Source organism: Williamsia maris (assembly GCF_024171815.1).
GTDB lineage: Bacteria > Actinomycetota > Actinomycetes > Mycobacteriales > Mycobacteriaceae > Williamsia_A > Williamsia_A maris.
Genome location: NZ_JAMTCJ010000002.1, coordinates 448,212 through 465,792, shown reverse-complemented (window position 1 = coordinate 465,792; position 17,581 = coordinate 448,212). Strand labels below are relative to the sequence as shown.

General features: G+C 64.8%; 16 protein-coding genes. 6 read left to right on the top strand and 10 right to left on the bottom strand.

Going from position 1 to position 17,581, the window contains the following annotated elements:
- Positions 1 to 27 precede the first annotated feature (27 nt).
- Positions 28 to 654: an NADPH-dependent F420 reductase gene (locus LX13_RS09170; RefSeq protein WP_253661031.1), complete on the top strand. Its 627-nt coding sequence runs from the start codon at positions 28 to 30 to the stop codon at positions 652 to 654.
- A gap of 15 nt (positions 655 to 669) precedes the next feature.
- Here the strand turns inward: LX13_RS09170 and LX13_RS09165 are convergent, their stop codons facing one another.
- From LX13_RS09165 to LX13_RS09150, 4 genes are all read right to left on the bottom strand, one after another.
- On the bottom strand, positions 670 to 1,053 hold the full coding sequence (locus tag LX13_RS09165; protein ID WP_253661030.1) for a thiol-disulfide oxidoreductase DCC family protein: 384 nt from the start codon (positions 1,051 to 1,053) through the stop codon (positions 670 to 672).
- Between the two features lie 64 nt (positions 1,054 to 1,117).
- Complete coding sequence (locus tag LX13_RS09160) at positions 1,118 to 1,927, bottom strand: LLM class F420-dependent oxidoreductase (protein WP_253661029.1); 810 nt, start codon at positions 1,925 to 1,927, stop codon at positions 1,118 to 1,120.
- Between the two features lie 39 nt (positions 1,928 to 1,966).
- On the bottom strand, positions 1,967 to 2,392 hold the full coding sequence (locus LX13_RS09155) for an ester cyclase (protein ID WP_253661028.1): 426 nt from the start codon (positions 2,390 to 2,392) through the stop codon (positions 1,967 to 1,969).
- Positions 2,393 to 2,436: 44 nt separating this feature from the next.
- Positions 2,437 to 3,144, bottom strand: a complete 708-nt coding sequence (locus LX13_RS09150) for an SDR family NAD(P)-dependent oxidoreductase (protein ID WP_253661027.1) — start codon at positions 3,142 to 3,144, stop codon at positions 2,437 to 2,439.
- Positions 3,145 to 3,234: 90 nt separating this feature from the next.
- Between LX13_RS09150 and LX13_RS09145 the strand changes: the two genes are divergently transcribed.
- From LX13_RS09145 to LX13_RS09135, 3 genes are read left to right on the top strand one after another with little or no spacing between them, the layout of a single operon-like run.
- Positions 3,235 to 3,993, top strand: coding sequence for a TetR/AcrR family transcriptional regulator (locus tag LX13_RS09145; protein WP_253661026.1), 759 nt, complete (start codon positions 3,235 to 3,237; stop codon positions 3,991 to 3,993).
- A gap of 40 nt (positions 3,994 to 4,033) precedes the next feature.
- On the top strand, positions 4,034 to 5,296 hold the full coding sequence (gene dinB, locus LX13_RS09140; protein ID WP_253661025.1) for a DNA polymerase IV: 1,263 nt from the start codon (positions 4,034 to 4,036) through the stop codon (positions 5,294 to 5,296).
- Positions 5,297 to 5,353: 57 nt separating this feature from the next.
- Complete coding sequence (locus tag LX13_RS09135; RefSeq protein WP_253661024.1) at positions 5,354 to 6,616, top strand: lipase family protein; 1,263 nt, start codon at positions 5,354 to 5,356, stop codon at positions 6,614 to 6,616.
- Between the two features lie 84 nt (positions 6,617 to 6,700).
- Here the strand turns inward: LX13_RS09135 and LX13_RS09130 are convergent, their stop codons facing one another.
- From LX13_RS09130 to LX13_RS09115, 4 genes are read right to left on the bottom strand one after another with little or no spacing between them, the layout of a single operon-like run.
- Positions 6,701 to 7,096, bottom strand: coding sequence for a universal stress protein (locus tag LX13_RS09130; RefSeq protein WP_253661023.1), 396 nt, complete (start codon positions 7,094 to 7,096; stop codon positions 6,701 to 6,703).
- Positions 7,093 to 8,622: a tripartite tricarboxylate transporter permease gene (locus tag LX13_RS09125; RefSeq protein WP_253661022.1), complete on the bottom strand. Its 1,530-nt coding sequence runs from the start codon at positions 8,620 to 8,622 to the stop codon at positions 7,093 to 7,095. Before LX13_RS09125 ends, LX13_RS09130 begins: the two co-directional genes overlap by 4 nt.
- Positions 8,622 to 9,155 (bottom strand): tripartite tricarboxylate transporter TctB family protein, encoded by a 534-nt coding sequence (locus LX13_RS09120; RefSeq protein ID WP_253661021.1) that lies wholly within the window; start codon positions 9,153 to 9,155, stop codon positions 8,622 to 8,624. The genes LX13_RS09125 and LX13_RS09120 overlap by 1 nt, the downstream gene beginning before the upstream one ends.
- A complete protein-coding gene (locus tag LX13_RS09115; RefSeq protein WP_253661020.1) occupies positions 9,152 to 10,120 on the bottom strand; it encodes a Bug family tripartite tricarboxylate transporter substrate binding protein in 969 nt (322 codons plus the stop codon). Before LX13_RS09115 ends, LX13_RS09120 begins: the two co-directional genes overlap by 4 nt.
- A gap of 187 nt (positions 10,121 to 10,307) precedes the next feature.
- Here LX13_RS09115 and LX13_RS09110 point away from each other — a divergent pair, with 187 nt between their 5' ends.
- Positions 10,308 to 11,873: a sensor histidine kinase gene (locus LX13_RS09110; protein ID WP_253661019.1), complete on the top strand. Its 1,566-nt coding sequence runs from the start codon at positions 10,308 to 10,310 to the stop codon at positions 11,871 to 11,873.
- Positions 11,874 to 11,904: 31 nt separating this feature from the next.
- Positions 11,905 to 12,585 carry a response regulator gene (locus LX13_RS09105; RefSeq protein WP_253661018.1) on the top strand — a complete coding sequence of 227 codons (681 nt, stop codon included), beginning with the start codon at positions 11,905 to 11,907 and terminating at the stop codon, positions 12,583 to 12,585.
- Positions 12,586 to 13,689: 1,104 nt separating this feature from the next.
- Here LX13_RS09105 and LX13_RS09100 read toward each other — a convergent pair.
- Both LX13_RS09100 and LX13_RS09095 read right to left on the bottom strand, forming a co-directional pair.
- Positions 13,690 to 16,191 (bottom strand): tetratricopeptide repeat protein, encoded by a 2,502-nt coding sequence (locus LX13_RS09100; RefSeq protein ID WP_253661017.1) that lies wholly within the window; start codon positions 16,189 to 16,191, stop codon positions 13,690 to 13,692.
- 560 nt (positions 16,192 to 16,751) lie between these two features.
- Positions 16,752 to 17,207 carry a hypothetical protein gene (locus LX13_RS09095; protein ID WP_253661016.1) on the bottom strand — a complete coding sequence of 152 codons (456 nt, stop codon included), beginning with the start codon at positions 17,205 to 17,207 and terminating at the stop codon, positions 16,752 to 16,754.
- Positions 17,208 to 17,581: the final 374 nt, after the last annotated feature.

Sequence of the window (17,581 nt, the reverse complement as noted above, 5' to 3'; positions counted from 1 at the left end):
CTCCCCGAACACGGAAAAGAGAACCTCATGAGCAGCATCACCCTTCTCGGCACGGGAAACATGGCCCGCACCATCGGCACACGCGCGGTGGCCGCGGGCGACACGGTCGAGGTGATGGGACGTGATCGGTCCAGAGCCGAACAGCTGGCGACAGTCCTGGGCGGAGGTGCCTCCGTGGGCACATGGGGTGCCGTCCCCGCCGGCGACATCGTGATCACGGCCCTGTTGCACGACGGTGTGGCCCCGGTCGTTGTCGAGTACGCAGACGCTCTCGCCGACAAGATCATCGTCGACATCAGCAACCCGTTCAACGCCTCGTTCGACGCACTGGCACACGGCGAGGAGACCTCGATCGCGCAGAAGGTCGCCGAGGTGGCTCCTGCGGGCGCACGCGTGATCAAGGCGTTCAACACCATCTTTCGCAACGTGTTGGAGAAGGGGAGGCCCGACGTGTTCATCGCCGGCGACGACCAGCAGGCCAAGACCGAGGTGTCGGGATTCGTGGCCGGTCTCGGACTGCGACCGCTCGACGTCGGCGGGCTGACGATGGCGCACTGGCTCGAGGGGATGGGCCTGGTCACCGTGGGGCTGGCCAACAACGGGGTCGGCCACTGGGACTTCGCGCTCGGCGCCGACGAGGTCTCCGCCGCCTGATGCCCGCGGTGTTGTTCAGCGCGCGCAGTCGCCCGGTGCAGATGTGCAGTGCGGGGTGGTGCCGGGGAAGTACTGGCGATGGCCCGCGACCCAGCGGTAGGTGAGTTCCTGGACCTGGTGGACACCGGGGAGTCGGTAGATCGCCAACGGGATACGGGTTCCGAGTCCGGCGGCGACCGCGGCATTGGCGGCATGTGCCGCGGAGTAGACCGTGCCGTCGTCGTCGAGCCACCAGACCGAGTCCATGAACGTATCCGCCGGCGCACCGACCCGTTCCGCGGTGCCGGGGCGCTGCATGGGTTCGGTGCGCACGGCGCCGGTGCGGTTCATCCGCAGCAGCAGATCCTTGGCGCGGGTGCACATTCCGCAGTCGCCGTCGAAGAACAGTATTCCGGACATGAATCCAGTCTGCTCTTCGGCGAGCGCCTGCGGGGTGTGATGATCGTGACGTCGCGGGAGGCGCTCAGGAGATCGAGTCGCGCCAGCGGCAGAGTTCTTCGGCCACCGACAGGTCGTAGTCGGGACCGTTCACGCCGACGGTGAACAGGGTGATCCCGGCGGCGTGCAGTTCGTCGGCCTTGGCCACGAGCTCCTTGACCCCCTCGCCACGGCTCACGCCACCGTTTAGCTCGACACCGGCCGAGTGCTGGATCTCGCTCGGGTCTCGCCCGACGGCCGCGCAGTGTTCGGCGAGCACTGCGCTCTTGTGGGCGTAGCTCTCGGGGTCGACGAAGCCGTGCCAGATGTGTGCGTGCTGCGCCACCAACTTCAACGTCTTCTTCTCACCCTGACCGCCGATCAGGATCGGGATCTCGCGGGTGGGGGCGGGGTTCAGCTTCCCCAATCGGGCGCGGATGCGCGGGAGCGCCGCGGCGAGATCGTCGAGGCGACTGCCTGCGGTACCGAAGTCATAGCCGTACTCGTCGTAATCCTTTTCCTTCCAGCCCGACCCGATGCCCAGGATCAGTCGGCCGTCGGAGATGTTGTCGACGGTGCGGGCCATGTCGGCCAGCAACTCCGGGTTCCGGTAGGAGTTGCACGTGACCAGCGCGCCGATCTCGATGCGCGAGGTCTGCTCCGCCCAGGCGCCGAGCATCGTCCAGCACTCGTAGTGCGCGCCGTCGGGGTCGCCGTAGAGCGGGAAGAAGTGATCCCAGTTGAAGGCGACGTCGACACCCATGTCCTCCGCGCGACGTAGTGCGTCACGCATGTGTGAGTACTCGGGCGAGTGCTGGGGCTGGATCTGGACACCGATGCGTACGGGGGTGGTCATGTGTCCACGAATACACGGTGTGAGGGCCTGCGGACAGGGTTATGGCGCGACGACGTCCTGAGCTCGGCGAATGAAACCGAACCAGTCCTCCAGATGCCAGGTTCTGCGGATCCTGCCGTCGGCGATCTCGTGGAACTCGTGCAGGGCGACGGCGATCTCGCGGCCCGTTCCCGGGGCGCCCATGAGCTCACCCGTGTGCACGCCGCGGATCTCGCAGCGCGTCGCAATGGTGCCGTTGCCATCCGATCCGCGGCCGTCGACCACGTCGAGGACGACGATCTCGAGTTCGCTGACCGCCTGGGACAGTCCGCTGATGATCGGCACGGCCCCCTGGGGTCCGGGGCCCTGGCCGGGCGCGAGCGGGATGTCCTCCCAGTCCGGCGTGACCACGGTCTCGAGCAGATCGGTGTCGCCGGAGAACGCGCGATAGAACGTGGTGACGAGGTCGTCGATCGAGGGGGTCATCGTGGTGTCCGTTCTGGTGGTGCGGTTGTGGATTGCGGGGTCGGTCACCACGGCAGTTCGGCGCCGTCCTGGAAGAACCGGCCGGTGCCGGTGCCGGCGGGTAGTTCGATCACCCGACGGATGCTCTCGGCCCCGTCGGGAACCGGACGTCCTCCCTCACCACCCATGTCGGTCGCGGTCCACCCCGGTGACGCGACGTCGACGGTGATGCCGGCATCGGCCAGTTCTGCGGCGAGCATCCGGGTCAGTCCGTTGAGGGCGACCTTGGACGTCCGGTAGGCGGGCACGCCGGCACCCATCCGTGTCAGCGACGCCTGCTCGGAGGACACGTTGACGATGCGCGCCGAGTGACCCTTTCGGAGAAGCGGCAAGAAAGCCTGCGTGACGCGCCAGGTGCCGATGAGATTGGTGTTCAGGGCTGCGGTGACGACGTCGAGGTCGGCGTCGACCGCGCTCTGCCAGGCGTCGAAATGAATGGCCGCGTTGTTGACCAAGACGTCGACTCGACCGAGATCGGAGTCGACGTTCTCGGCGGCCGCGCGGACGGAGTCGGGATCGGTGACGTCGAGAACGAGCGGGACGATCGATCGGGCCGATCCGGCGTCGACCAACTCGGAGGCCGCGGATCGAGCCGCCTCCTCGGTGCGCGCGGCGGCGACGACGGTGTGGCCACGATCGGCGAGCTGGGCCGCCAGTGCGCGACCGATTCCTCGGTTGGCTCCGGTGATCAGGGTGATGGTGGGGTCGGGCATGGAATCCTCCATTATGTGATCGATGCTCACGTTGAGTATGCATCAACGATAACACATCAACGATGTGACACAGCTGTTATCGTTGCTCACATGAGTCGCGACGTGCCCCGCTCGCCACGGGATCGAATCCTCGACGCCGCCACGGGTCTGCTCGCCGACGGTGGCCGCGACGCGGTGACCACGCGAGCGGTCAGCGCTGAGGCGAACGTGCAGGCCCAGACCATCTATCGCCACTTCGGTGACATGCGATCGCTGTTGCAGACGGTCGCCGCGGACGGATTCCAGCGCTTCCTGACCGCCAACACCCGGCATGAACACGGAACCGACCCCGTCGGGGAATTACGGGCCGGGTGGGATCTGCACATCGAGTTCGCACAGGCGAACCCCGCCATCTACACGCTGATGTACGGCGAGCGGCGACTCGGCCCGGGCGGGGATGAGTCCACCCAGGTCTACGAGGTGCTGCGCCGGATAGTCGAGCGGGCCGCCGCTGCGGGTCGCCTGGCGCTGCCCGTCGACACGGCGGCCGCGATGATCTATGCGACCGGCATCGGCGTCGCGATGACACTCATCACCACAGATCCGGCGACTCTTCCCGCGGCGCAATCGTTGTCGGCGAACACCCGAGACGCCGTCCTGGGTGCGGTCACCGTCGACGCCTCCGACCGGGCTACTGATCGCACTGCCGACGATGTGGCCCGCCACGCGATCGCGCTGCGGGCACTGTTGTCGCACGGCAACGAGGACCTGAGCCCCGCCGAGGCTGCGCTCTTCGAGCAGTGGCTCGGCGTGCTGGCTCGTAGACGGGCTGCCGCCGCCGACCATCGCGGGGGTTCGTCACCGGCCTGATCGGGCTCGGGTTGTCGGGGCCAGATGCGAACATGTGTTCGTGCAGGATCGTGGTTCGGAGCGGCCCCCAGGTGACGCCACGATCCTCCACGCCGATCTCGACGCGTTCTACGCATCGGTAGAGCAGCGCGACAACCCGTCCCTGCGCGGGCGACCGGTGATCGTCGGTGGTGGCGTGGTCTTGGCGGCCAGCTACGAGGCCAAGGCGTTCGGCATCCGCACGGCGATCGGCGAGCAGGAGGCGCGCCGGCTCTGTCCGCAGGCGATCGTCGTGCCTCCCCGGTTCGAGGCCTACACCGAGGCGAGCCGCGCGGTGTTCGAGATTTTCCGCGACACCACTCCGCTGGTCGAGGGCATCTCCATCGACGAGGCGTTCCTCGACGTCGGTGGCCTGCGACGCATCGCCGGATCACCCGTCGAGATCGCCACCCGCCTACGGGCCCGGATACACAGCGACGTCGGGCTCGCCATCACGGTCGGTGTCGCCCGCACCAAGTTCCTCGCGAAGGTCGCCAGCGCGGTCGGCAAGCCGGACGGCCTGCTGGTCGTCCCGCCGGACGGCGAGATCGAGTTCCTCCACCCGCTGCCGGTCGAGCGGCTCTGGGGCGTGGGCAAGGTGACCTCGGCAAAGCTCCACGGCAGTGGCATCCACACCGTCGGAGACATCGCCGACCTCGGTGAGTCGATGATGACCGCGCTGTTGGGGCCGGCGGCCGGGCGCCACCTGTTCGCCCTCAGCATGGCCCGCGACCCCCGGCCGGTCCACGTCGGACGCCGTCGACGGTCGATCGGTTCCCAGCGCGCCCTGGGCCGCCGCCCCAAGACCGAGGCCGACATCGAGGCGTCGATCGTCGCCATCACCGACCGGCTGGGTAAACGTCTGCGCACCGCGAATCGTGTCTGTCGAACGGTGGTTCTCCGTCTGCGCTTCGACGACTTCACCCGTGCGTCGCGCTCGCACACGCTGTCCGAGGCCACGGCGTCCACCGAGGTGATCCTGCTGGCCGCTCGCCGCCTGCTGTCCGACGCGATGCCGCAGCTGACCGACCGCGGTTGCACGCTGATCGGATTGTCGCTGACCAACCTCGACAACGACGACGCGATCCAGCTGGCGCTGCCGTTCGGCGACACCGCGGCGGGGTCGTTCCGCGAGGAGAGCAGCGGCGGCGCGGTCACCATGGACACCGCCGCGCTCGACGACGCGATGGACGATCTCCGCAACCGCTTCGGGGCGTCTGTCCTGACGCGCGCGGTGCTGCTCAACCGCAGCGAGGGCATGGAGGTCCCGAAACTTCCCGATTGATCTGGACAGTCACCGGGTCGTCTGTCCAGAAAGGAACGTGTGTCATATGGTGAGTGCGTGAAATCACATTTGCGCGCGATCGCGGTCGCCGTCGCTTGTGTCATCGGGTCGGGGACCCTGACTTCCGTTACCGTTCCGACGGCATCGGCAGCGACGAGCTTCTACACGCCACCTGCCAACTTCGACACCGCACCCGGGTCGATCATCAAGTCGAGATCGACACCGATCTTCCTGCAGATCCCCGCGGATCCGCGCCCGTTCCCGGGTAAGGGAACGACGGTCATGTACACCTCCAAGCTCCAGGACGGCACACCCGCAGCGGTCACCGGCACCTACATCGAGCCGTTCGCGCCGTGGCGCGGCAGGGGCGCCCGGCCGACCATCGTCATGGCTCCGGGCACCATCGGCCAGGGCGACCAGTGCGCGCCGTCGAAGCTGGTCGGCTTCCCGGTCTCAGTGGACACGAAGAACCTGACGCTGGGCTCGAACTACGAATCGCTGTTCGCCAATCTGCTTCTCTACCAGGGCTACCGGGTCCTCATGACCGACTACATCGGCCTCGGAACCCCCGGCGTGCACACCTACGTCAACCGCATCGAGGAGGGACACGCCGTCCTCGACGGCGCCCGCGCGGCGCTGAACTACGGCAAGCTGCCCGCCGATTCACCGGTGGGCTTCTGGGGTTACTCCCAGGGCGGCGGTGCCACGGCGTCGGCGGCCGAGATGGCGTCGTCGTACGCGCCCGAGCTGAACATCAAGGCGACCTACGCGGGCGCGCCTCCGGCAGACCTGCAGAAGGTGTTAAAGGCAGTCGACGGCTCGTCCATCACCGGCGTCATCGGCTACACGGTGAACGGGTTGGTGGCGAGATACCCCGAGCTGGGCCCGTTGATCCAGAAAGAGGCGAGCCCCGCGGGCAAGGCCGCCCTGAAGAAGCTGGCGACCTCCTGCATCGGTGACACCGCGTTCCGGTACGGCTTCCACCGCACCAGTGAGTGGACGACGTCGCGAAAGTCGCTGTTCGAGATCTCCCAGAAGTACCCGCAGATCCAGAAGGCACTGGCCGAACAGCTCATCGGGAAGTCGAAGCCCAACGCGCCGGTTCTGGTGGACACCGGGATCAACGACGACATCATCCCGCACGGACAGGTGCTGGAGATGGTGCGGAGTTGGCGTGCACAGGGGGCGAACGTGCGGGTCATCAACGACGGCACGCCGCCGATCTTCCCCTCGCTGGCCGTGAACCACGCGCTGCCGTACGTGTTCAGCACGGTGCCGGTCTACAACTTCTTCTACGACCGGTTCAACGCGCCCAACTGATCGGCTCCGCGCCGACCGATACGAACGACAGATGCCGTGCACCCGACCGGGGTGCACGGCATCTGCCGTCGGCGGTGAATGGAACTACTGCACCAGTGCGGGTTTCACCGCGAGAACCGGCTTGGGGCACGCGAGGAGCAACCGCTGAGCGGTACTGCCCATGAGCAACTTCCCGACCGGGGACCGGTGGCGGATGCCGATGACCAGGAGTTCGGCGTCGTCACGGTCCATCGCGTCGAGGAGGGCGTCGACCGGGTCGACCGAGACGTCCTGCTCGACGACGAAGCTGATGCCCGACGCCCCGAGGATCTCCTCGAGGTTGCCGACGTCGGTCGAGTCGGCGAAGCGGGGGTCGGCCAACGCGTCCCCCTTGGTCGCGTTGAGCACGGTGACGGCGGTGTCGCGTACCCGCGACTCGGTGATGGCGTGCTCGAGGGCTGCCCGACCGTACACATCCGGGGTGTAGCCGACGACGATCATGCGTTCTCCTTCTCACGGGCGGGGGTGGTGTCGGTGGTGAGGGCGGTCCGATGGCCGAAGAAGCGGGCGATCAGCGGGAACACGAGCAACGACACGATGATGACGTACACGACGACGGCGATCGGTTCGGTGAAGATGCCGCTCCAGTCACCCTCGTTGAGCTGCAGGGTCTGGCGTAGCTGGCGTTCGATGCGTGGCCCGAGGATGACGCCGATGATCAACGGCAACACCGGGAGTCCGAATCGACGCATCAACAGCCCCATGAGTCCGAAGACCAGCAGCAGCGCGAGATCGAGCCACTGCAGGTTCACCGCATACGCACCCAGGACGGCGAAGAACAGGATGCCTGCGTAGAGGTAGGGCCGCGGTGTCCGCAGTAGCTTCGCCCACAGCGGCGCGAGTGGCAGGTTGAGTGCGAGCAGCAGGAAGTTGCCGATGAAAAGGCTGGCGATCAACGTCCAGACCAGCAGCGGTTCCTTGTCGAACAGTGTCGGTCCGGGCTGGATGCCGTAGGAGACGAACGCGGTGAGCATGACCGCTGCGGTCGCGTTGGTCGGCAGACCCAGCGAGAGCATCGGTACGAGAGTGCCTGCAGCCGAGGCATTGTTGGCCGCCTCCGGACCGGCGACACCCTCGATGGCGCCCTTGCCGAACTCCTCCGGGTGCTTGGTGAGCTTCTTCTCGGTGATGTAGGAGAGGAAGGTCGGTAGCTCGGCGCCGCCGGCGGGAAGCGCTCCGAACGGGAAGCCGAATGCGGTACCGCGCAACCACGGCTTCCAGGAACGCTTCCAATCACTCTTGCCCATCCACGGCCGCCCGACGGGGATGACCTCGGCGGGCTTGCGCCGCAGGTGCGCAGCGACCCAGAGAGCCTCACCGAGGGCGAACACCGCGACGGCGATCACGACGATGTCGATGCCGTCGGACAGCTGGGCGATACCGAAGGTGGCGCGCGGCTGTCCGGTCAGGAAGTCGATCCCGACCAGCCCTATCGCCAGGCCCAGCAGCAGCGAGATGCATCCGCGCAGTTTGGAACTGCCGAGAACGGCGGTGACCGCGACCAATGCCAACAGCATGATGGCCAGATAGGACGGGGCGCCGAGGGACACCGCGAACTTCGAGACGATCGGCGCGAAGAGCACCAGCAACACGGTGCCGATGGATCCGGCGACGAACGATCCGATCGCGGCGGTGGCAAGGGCCTGCGCGGCGCGCCCCGCCCTGGCCATCTTGTTGCCCTCGATGGCGGTGATGACCGACGACGACTCACCCGGGGTGTTCAGCAGGATCGAGGTCGTCGACCCGCCGTACATACCGCCGTAGTAGATACCGGCGAACATGATGAATGCCGCACTGGGGCTGACGTTGTAGGTGATCGGGAGAAGGAGCGCGACGGTCATGGCCGGCCCGATGCCGGGCAGGACCCCGACCGCGGTGCCCAGCAGGACGCCGATGCACGCATAGAGCAAGTTCATCGGTGTCGCCGCCTCGGCGAAACCGTTCATCAGCCAATTGAGGTTGTCCATCAGAGGATCCCGTCCAGAATGCCTGCGGACAACGGGATCCCGAGTCCGACGTAGAACGCATAGAAACTGATCAGCGACAGCGCGAGACCGATCGCGAGATTGCGGACCCAGTGCCGGTTGCCGAGGATGGTCGCCGCGCCGCCGAACAGGCCGGCGCCCACGATCACCCAACCGAGCACGTCGACCAGGGCGATGGTCGCGATGAACAGGAGAACCAGCAGCCCGACCGTCTTCCAGTCCGCGGGAGCGGAGGTGTCGATGTCCTCGCCGTCATCGGGCGTCCCCCGACTGCCCCGCCACGTCGCGATGGCCAGAAGCACCGAGCAGACCAGGAGACCGATCCCGATGACGAGCGGGAAGAGCTTCGGACCGACGGGGTCGACTTTCGCGAACTCGGCCGTCAACGACATGGCGTCGACGATCAGGAACACCCCGACCACGACCATCACGGCGCACACGACGAGCTGTGCCCAGTCGGGACGTTCGGACTCGGTCTCCTCCGGACCCTCGGGACGGTTCAGTGTGGCGGTCATACCAACCCCAACTCGGTCAGCGTGGACTCGACCCGCTGATCCTGCTCACGCAGGAACTGCGCGAAGGGTTCGCCCGTCTCGAACGCGTCCGTCCAGCCGTTCTTGCTCAACGCTTCTCTCCATTCGTCGGTCCCGTGCAGCTCCGTCAGTGCGGCGACCATCTCGTCGCGTGCGGCGTCGGACAGCCCGGGCGGCGCGAGCACGCCGCGCCAGTTGGTGAACTCGAGGTCGATTCCCGCCTCGCGCAGCGTGGGTGCATCGACGTCGGCCACCCGCTCGGATCCGGAGACCGCGAGGACGCGCACCTGGCCTGCCTCGATCTGGTCGACGTACTCGCCCAGACCGGAGGTGCCGGCCGCGATCTTGTTGCCCAACAGGGCCGTCAGCAGATCGCCGCCGCCGTCGTAGGAGATGTAGTTGACCTTCGTGGGATCGATCCCCACCGCCTCGGCGGTCTCCATCGGGAAAAGGTGGTCGGGTCCGCCGGGTGACGAACCGCCGCCGATCGACACCGACGACGGGTTGGCGCGCCATGCCCGCACAAGGTCGTCGACGGTCTTGAACGGTGAATCCGCAGGTACCAGAATGCCTTCGGGCTCTTCGACCATCTTCGCCAGTGGCGTCGCGTTCGACACGCGCGCCGTGGAGCCGTTGGTGTAGCCGGCGCCGACGACCCCGAGACCCATCATCATCATGAGATCGTCGTTGCCGGACTCGTTCATCAACCGCGCCATCGCCACGGTGCCGCCCGCCCCGATGACGTTGAACACCTCGACGCGTCCGGTGATGTCCTTGTCCTCCATCACCTTCACCGCGGTGCGGGCGGTGAGGTCGTACCCGCCGCCGGGGCTGTTGGGCACCATCATGCGGATGCGGTGCAAGCCCTCGCCGTCGTCGCCGCGGGTGACGCCGCACGCCGCGACGAGCAGCAGCAGCGCCAGGATGGCGCCCAGCCGTTTGCGCATCGGTCCTCGATTCGTGTTGATGATGTGAGACTGTGATCGAGGCCAAGCATGAAGCCAAAGGTGAGCCACGTCACCTTTTCGGACCCAACGAAAGTAGTGTTCTTTGTGGTCGCGACCGAATGTCCGTCCGCGGCGAGGTCCGGGACGTCCCGGCCGCCGAGGTCGCTCCCTGGCGGGCCAGTTCCTCGTGCTGCAGCTGCTGGTGGTCGCCGTGGTCCTCGGCGCGGTCGCCGCGGTCTCCATACACCAGTCGACCAAGGAGTTCCGCGACATCGCGGGCGGGCGCATGCTGTCGGTCGCCGAGAGCCTCGCCTCGACGCCGATCGTCCGTGAGCAGTTGGCCGCCCCGCAGGTCGCGCAGGTGCTCGCTCCCGACGTGGACCGGGCGGTCGCGTTGTCGGGTGCCACGGTGGCCGAGATCGTGTCCCCGAACGGCAGGGTTATGGTCTCCACCGATCCGACGAGGGTGCGGGGTGACGCCGACCTCGGTGACAGCGACGTCCTGGGCGGGCGGGGGTGGTCCGGCGACGTCGACATCGACGGCCGACGATCCATCGCCGGTCACGTCCCGATCCTCGACACCGACGGGCGGGTCCTGGCGGTGGTGACCGTCTCGGAGAACTACCCGTCGACGTGGATGCTGTTGTCCGACGCGGGCGCTCGCCTGCTGATCTACCTGGGTATCGGCGCGGGTGTCGGGGCGGTCGGGTCGTGGCTGCTCTCCCGTCGCATCCGACGACACACCCTGGGAATGGAGACCGCGGAGATCGCCGGCCTCGCCGACCACCGAGAGGCGTTGTTGCACAGCATTGCCGAAGGCGTCATCGCAGTCGGCAACGACGGACGCATCACGATGATCAACGACAGTGCCCGCGCCCTGCTCCACCTCGAGCCCGACGTGGTGGGCACGCCGGTGGCCGAATCGGGCATGGACGCCGGTGTCCGCGAGATCCTGCTGTCACCGGGCGATGTGGAGGACGTCATCGTGACGACGTCCACGCGGGTGCTGGCGTTGAACCGCCGCAGCGCGACCAGCAGACGAGCCGAGAGTCGGGGTCAACACATCGGGTCGGTGACCACCATGCGTGACAGCACCGAACTCGCGTCCATGCAGAGCCAGCTGACCTCGCACAAGAGTGTGACCGACACCCTCCGGGCCCAGACACACGAGTTCGCCAACCAACTCCACACCATCTCCGGCCTCGCACAACTGGGCGCCTACGACGACGTCACCACCTTCGTGGGGACCCTGACGCGGCGACGCGCGGAGATCAGCGAGTCCATCACCGCGCACATCGGAGACCCGGCCGTCGCCGCGTTGCTGATCGCCAAGACGTCGCTGGCGGCCGAGACCGGCGTCCGTCTGACGCTCGACCCGTCGTCGCGGCTGCGAGCCCTCGACCCCGCGCTGTCGACCGACGTGATCACCGTCGTCGGCAACCTCGTGGACAACGCGCTCGATGTGTCCCGCGACCACGGCTCGCGATCGATCACCGTCCTCGTGCGCGACGATTCGACCTCGGACGTCCCCGATCTCTGCGTCGAGGTCGTCGACTCCGGCCCCGGTGTACCGCCCGAGAAACGTGAGTTGATCTTCTCGCGGGGGGTGACCTCGAAGGCCGACACCCCGGGCGGGCGGGGGATCGGTCTGGCGCTCGTGCGTCTGGTCAGCGCTCAACACGGTGGCACGGCCACCATCGACGACGCCGAATCCGGTGGCGCACGATTCCGCGTTCGCATGCCGCTCGGCTGACGACCGCCCACGACACGAGTAGGAGGAAGCAGTGCCCACAGTGCTGGTGGTCGACGACGACTTCATGGTGGCCGACATCCACCGTCGATTCGTCGAGGCCACCGACGGATTCCACGCCGTCGGCGTCGCGCACTCGGCCGCCGAGGCACGCGCGAGCGTTGCCACGCTGCGTCCGGATCTGATCCTGCTCGACGTCCATCTCCCCGACGCCTCAGGTCTCGACGTCCTCCGTGAGTTGCGTGCGGCGAAGGATCCGGTCGGCGTCATCATGATCACCGCCGCACGCGAGGTCGACACGGTCGCCGACGCACTGAGCGGCGGTGCGGCCGACTACCTCATCAAGCCGTTCGAGTACCCGCAGCTGCGCGACAAGCTCGAGGCGTTCGCGACCCGGTTCTCGGCGTTGCGCAGCGGCGAGGCCGATCAGAGTCTCGTCGACTCGCTGTTCGGCGCCGGATCCCCGACAAGCCCGGGCGAGACGGCCGAGCGCTTCCCCAAGGGACTGTCCCCGGAGACCGGAACCCTCATCCTCGACGCCGTCGCCGGCGGAGCGGAGTTCTCGGCCACCGAGTGCGCCGAGGCCGTGGGCATCTCCCGGGTCAGCGCACGCCGCTACCTCGAGCACTACCTGGAATCCGGCGTTCTCGAGGTGCGTCTGCAGTACGGCCGTGCGGGCCGCCCGGTCCGCAAATACCGGGGCAGGACGGGCTGACTGGGTGGAAAGCGCCATCGGAACTGGCTTTCCGCATTGTCGGCGGTGTGAAACGTGCGTTGTGTGTGACGGAGAGCCGCCGATGGTGCGGAACCGTGTCATCGAGTGTGCGCTGATTGCCACGGAGGTCGCGTCGCGTGTTTAGCCTCGTCGGTAATCCGCTTCCATTCCGTCCTGCCCGTGTAAATGTGCGTGAAACAGCTGTCGGCGCCACCTGGGTCGACGGGGCCACCTTGTCGCCTGTGTGACCGCCACCAGCTCGAGCACCGAGACCGCCGCGACGGCGGAAAAGTGCTCGCTCGGCGCCACGAACTGGCCCGCCGACGCAAGGTCGATGGGCTCGGCACGGTTGCCGTCCCGGTAGACGTTGCTGTCGGGCTTGGTCCCGGCCACGCTGCGAACCCCTCGGCCGCGTCACGTGCGGGCGCCGCTATGGTGACGATGCGCGACGATGCGCGACGATCGGCGACCAGCGCGACCGAGACCTCGACCGCCTCATTATCGCCCACGGCGTCGACCGGACCCTCTGTGAGAACCCGGTTGAGCAGTCCGGTGCCACAGCGGACGGGCACCCCACAGAAACGGAGCCACGGTCCTGGCGCTCGCGTTGCCGGTCGTCTCGACCACCCGGATCTCCGGTCGACGCTCCAGCTGCGCAACGCGACACCGACCGCGCCCAACGCCCCGTGCGGCAGAACGGTGTCGCCGGGGCCCGCCCATCCACGCCAGCATTCGCCGCCGCAGTCATGCCGCAAAAGATCTGCGGCATGTTGAGGGATCCACTGCTTGGGTGCAGCGGACACCTCGGCCGCGGGGGCGATCATCGCCGTCGCGTATCCGCCGTGCACCTCACGTGAAGACCAAGTGGCCGACCGCACCGAGGCCCGATCCGACGGTGGAGTCTGGACCAAATGCGACGACGGTGCCCGCCGCCTCGCACCGTTCGGCAGCGACGAACCAGTAGTCGTCAAGAGCTTTGACAGTGACGCACTCCACCGAAGTGACGGAAGGGTCCGCATTAACGAGGAGGACGACTGAGTTCGTGTGCTTCCCGCGCCATTGGAGCTGTAGAAAGGGTGCCACTTGTGGCCCCTGATCAACGACTTATCCGACTGGAGTAATGGTTTCGTCCAGAACAATCTGTAGCAGCTCAGATCTGGGGGCCAGATAACGAGCAGCGTCGAAGACCGTAATCGATCCCTGGACTTCGTCGCAGAGCTTGTCGAATACCCTTCGGCGCAGCCGATCAGCATTCAGAGGGTCCAACTGGACAAGGGGAGTCAGCACACAAACCACCTCAAGAAGTGAGGCTGCGCACATAGGTTGCAGTGCGATTGTCATAGTTTCCGGTCGTGCGACCCACTCCCACAAGCGCTCAGAACACAACACCACAATCCTTCGCCGTTCAGAATTCTCGGTCCAGATTGCTGACGCGACCCCCGCTACTTCCAGCGCGAAACCGGCGCTCGTTGCGGCTTGAGCCATAAACAGAACATTCTCTGCGGTTCGAACCTGGCGCCAAAGCATGGACTTTCGAGAACCGCGAGATTTTCTTAACCCGTGAATGGCAACCGCAAGTTCGCCAAGCTGAAGCTCAGCGGTCACCCATCTCATAAGTGCCTCGACGTCCCGCTCGATGTGTGGTTCCACAGTTTGCCGAGCCTCTTCGTAACGGGCCATGTCGGAGAGCAAATCGGCGCGTCGCACTGCTGACTGCTGAAGCCGTTGAGCGGGAAGTTCGAGTGCGTCGATAGCCTTTTGCGGGTCGCCGTTCTTCGTGTGTATATCGGCGAGGGCCAGTGAAGCTTCCTGGCTAGTTATGTGATGGCGTTGAAGATCTGCGATGGCATCGGGTTCGCGCCCGGCATCAAGCAGAAGACGGGCGCGTCGCACTGCAGACTGCTGAAGTCGCTGAGCGGGAAGTTCGAGTGCATCGATAGCCTTTTGCGGGTCGCCGTTCTTCGTGTGTATATCGGCGAGGGCCAGTGAAGCTTCCTGGCTAGTTATGTGATGGCGTTGAAGATCTGCGATGGCATCGGGTTCGCGCCCGGCATCAAGCAGAAGGCGAGCGCGTCGCACCGCGGACTGGGCGAAACGCCTCGCTGGCGTGCACAAGATCTCGATTGCTTTCTCCGTATGTCCCGTCTCTACGTAGATTTCCGAGAGCAAAACACTCGACTCAGTATTAGTGTCGGAATGCGAGGTAAGTAGTTCAATTGCAAGTGCCGTTCCAGCGGGAGAAGAGTCCTGTAAAGCCCCCAAGGCCAGTGCGCGCGAAGCGTTGGCATTCGACTTAATTCGATCGGGGACAATAGTTCCTGTTAATAGGTTCCGACTACGTACCAGAGCGATTTTAACCATCGCGGTCGTAGCGTCGGCGTTGGTCTCGATCCACGGTTGAACGGCATCCATGGCGTCCTCGTACTTATACATGGCCAGATGGATATCCGATAGCACAATTGCACAATCTGCATACTGCGAACAAGTTCTTTCTAGCAGAATGACGGCCTCCTGCTCGCGCTGTTCAGCAACAAGCAGGTGTGCCATCAGTATCGCGGGCTCCGGGCGGTCCTCAAAAGGGCCCAACACCGTCAGGGCCTCAGGGATACGTCCTGCCGATTGCAGTATCCGCCCTAATCGGGTGGCAGAGTAGGGGGACGTCTCGGCGTACGGCCGCAGGTAATTAATCGCAACGTCGATATCGGCAAAGCGCAACAGAATGTTCACGGCAGCATGGGGGTCTTTGAAGCCGGAGATCATGGCGGTCGCCAATTGGACATCACCGCCCGCCGCCGCCTCTATCGCAACCGCTTTTTGCGCCCTCCATGGCATGCTTTCCCTAGACTTTTCGGTACTGACAAGGACTTCTCGAACACAATTATCCGAACTATCTGTGTTACTCTGAATCAGATGCTGGATGAGGTATTCGTGGGGTGTGTAATGCGGAAAAGTCTTGCCACTACGCGTCGTGACCCAACTTTGAACTAGCGCGGGTACTCCCTGATGATGAATATCCAACGTTCGCTCGCCAGAGTACGGGTTGTCTTCGTCGGCCGACTGGTTTAGCTCATTTAATGCGGTCGAGACCCAATCTGCGTTGCCGATGCGCCGCGCGGCAGCATCCGGAAGATACTTGTGAGCGAAGGCTCTAATTACTGATTCGGAAATAGGACTCGGACATCCAAGGCGGCGGATGTCCGCAACACAACTCATGATGGCATGGGCGGGGGGGCTGAACGCGTTTGTCCCTTGCGCGGCCCACCGAGCGACCAACTGTTCGCCCCCCGCGAGAACTTGGGTTACGGCTTTGTTGCCCGGTCCGTCATGCTCCGCTGCCGGCGCCGTCGCAATCGCCACGATCAGTCGCCGGTCATGAGCATCGGCATCGTTCAGAAGTCGCATGCCCTGCTGGATCTCTTCGTTCGTGAAGCTGTCCGAAATGTGAAAAAATTTGCAATATTTGGTTATTAGATCATGAGTGACGATCTCACCAGACCGCATCTGCGCAGCGTTCGGCCGCTTGCTCAATTCGTTCAAGCCACTTGGCCAAATTGTTCCGCAGAATATAATCGGCGATACCACAGAGGATCGAAGCAGCTTCGTCACCGCCGTGGCGATAGCTACCCCAGTGTCGCCGGAGGTAAAATAGCGTTGCAATTCATCGAGCCAAACAACAGTGCGCCTGGGTATCCCGGCGCGAAGCAACTCAAGGAATTCAATCTCGTCGTATGGTAGCGCAATTTGCCAGTCGCTAAGCTCCTGTGAAATTGCCTCGAAGAGAGTGCGGGTCTTGCCGGTGCATGATGTTCCGATAATGGCTAGAAATGTCGAGTCGTCATTGGCTGATCGCTCTTGGAGATGCGACCTCAGTAACGCGTCGTGAGACCGGAAAAGATACGGCGTAGTTCCGTCTTCGTTGCTTACCGTGATGGATTTATGAACCCCAAGCTCCAGTGGTTCGCATTCGCATATGAGTCGTCCGGCGACAGCATTTATATCTGTTGCTTTTACGGAACGCTGGACGATGTCAACGGCGTCACTGTTGACGACGCTAATGTAAGTGCGACTACCGCCGAGCTGTGCATGATCGCCGGCTAAGAGCGCGTTAGCCGCAACGTTTCCACCTATATTCTGAGAGACCGTGCTGGTGGGCGAAGTCGGCTCCCTTAACGAGGGTGGTTCGATTCACCTCCGAAGTACTGCTGCTGGCCACCGATATGGGTGTGACCACCTCTCGCAGCGGTCGCGTTGATGATATTCGCGGCGACGGATCCCGTCCCGACTGCGGCGGGTCCCGCTTCGGCAAATACGGCGCGTGCAGTTTCGAGTACCTGCGTATCGGTGTTCAAGCCTGCCTCGATGACATGCGTAGATAAGGCTGCCGATGTTTCTGCGCTGGGCCGACGAAGGTGCACGTTCAAGTCCTCGATCGCGTGTGCGTCAGAACGAAAACTAGCCCTTACCATGGCGACTAATTTCTCGAGGCTGCTAGCGGCGGCTCCGCCCACGGCATCCACAGTTGCTGTCATAGCGCTTTTCGCACCTTGCTTCAAGCCGTCGCCTGCACCTGTTGCCAGAGCGCCGAGGATCAGAGAAACCCCATCGAGTTGGGTGACGTCCATACTTCTACTCCTTGTAAACTGGGAACTGCTCCGTGCCAGGGTAGACGTGCCACTTCAGATTCCCTCGAGAACATCATCCGGCTGCGTGCGCATTCTCGCCACACACGCGCCGCACTGCATGAACCCCGAAGAAGGGAAGGTTGAGCCTGACGCCCTTCGGGATACGTAGGCGACTTGCGATCGTCGACACCGAGGATTGTCAGAGATGGTAATCATTTCTCGGCGGGGCGTCTACGGCGTTGATGAAAGCGGCCAAAACTAACGATGTCAGACCACACGGCAAGCGTCCTTCAACGGCAAGTTGGCAATGATGAGTACGGCCCTAGACAACGCAACAGGCCCGCACCTCGAGATCGAGGTACGGGCCTGTCGAC

What these genes read in the sequence shown, in the direction of transcription:
- LX13_RS09170 (WP_253661031.1), top strand. Translation starts at nt 28, where the DNA reads ATGAGCAGCATCACCCTTCTCGGCACGGGAAACATGGCCCGCACCATC.
- LX13_RS09165 (WP_253661030.1), bottom strand. Translation starts at nt 1,053, where the DNA reads ATGTCCGGAATACTGTTCTTCGACGGCGACTGCGGAATGTGCACCCGC.
- LX13_RS09160 (WP_253661029.1), bottom strand. Translation starts at nt 1,927, where the DNA reads ATGACCACCCCCGTACGCATCGGTGTCCAGATCCAGCCCCAGCACTCG.
- LX13_RS09155 (WP_253661028.1), bottom strand. Translation starts at nt 2,392, where the DNA reads ATGACCCCCTCGATCGACGACCTCGTCACCACGTTCTATCGCGCGTTC.
- LX13_RS09150 (WP_253661027.1), bottom strand. Translation starts at nt 3,144, where the DNA reads ATGCCCGACCCCACCATCACCCTGATCACCGGAGCCAACCGAGGAATC.
- LX13_RS09145 (WP_253661026.1), top strand. Translation starts at nt 3,235, where the DNA reads ATGAGTCGCGACGTGCCCCGCTCGCCACGGGATCGAATCCTCGACGCC.
- LX13_RS09130 (WP_253661023.1), bottom strand. Translation starts at nt 7,096, where the DNA reads ATGATCGTCGTCGGCTACACCCCGGATGTGTACGGTCGGGCAGCCCTC.
- LX13_RS09125 (WP_253661022.1), bottom strand. Translation starts at nt 8,622, where the DNA reads ATGGACAACCTCAATTGGCTGATGAACGGTTTCGCCGAGGCGGCGACA.
- LX13_RS09120 (WP_253661021.1), bottom strand. Translation starts at nt 9,155, where the DNA reads ATGACCGCCACACTGAACCGTCCCGAGGGTCCGGAGGAGACCGAGTCC.
- LX13_RS09115 (WP_253661020.1), bottom strand. Translation starts at nt 10,120, where the DNA reads ATGCGCAAACGGCTGGGCGCCATCCTGGCGCTGCTGCTGCTCGTCGCG.
- LX13_RS09095 (WP_253661016.1), bottom strand. Translation starts at nt 17,207, where the DNA reads ATGGACGTCACCCAACTCGATGGGGTTTCTCTGATCCTCGGCGCTCTG.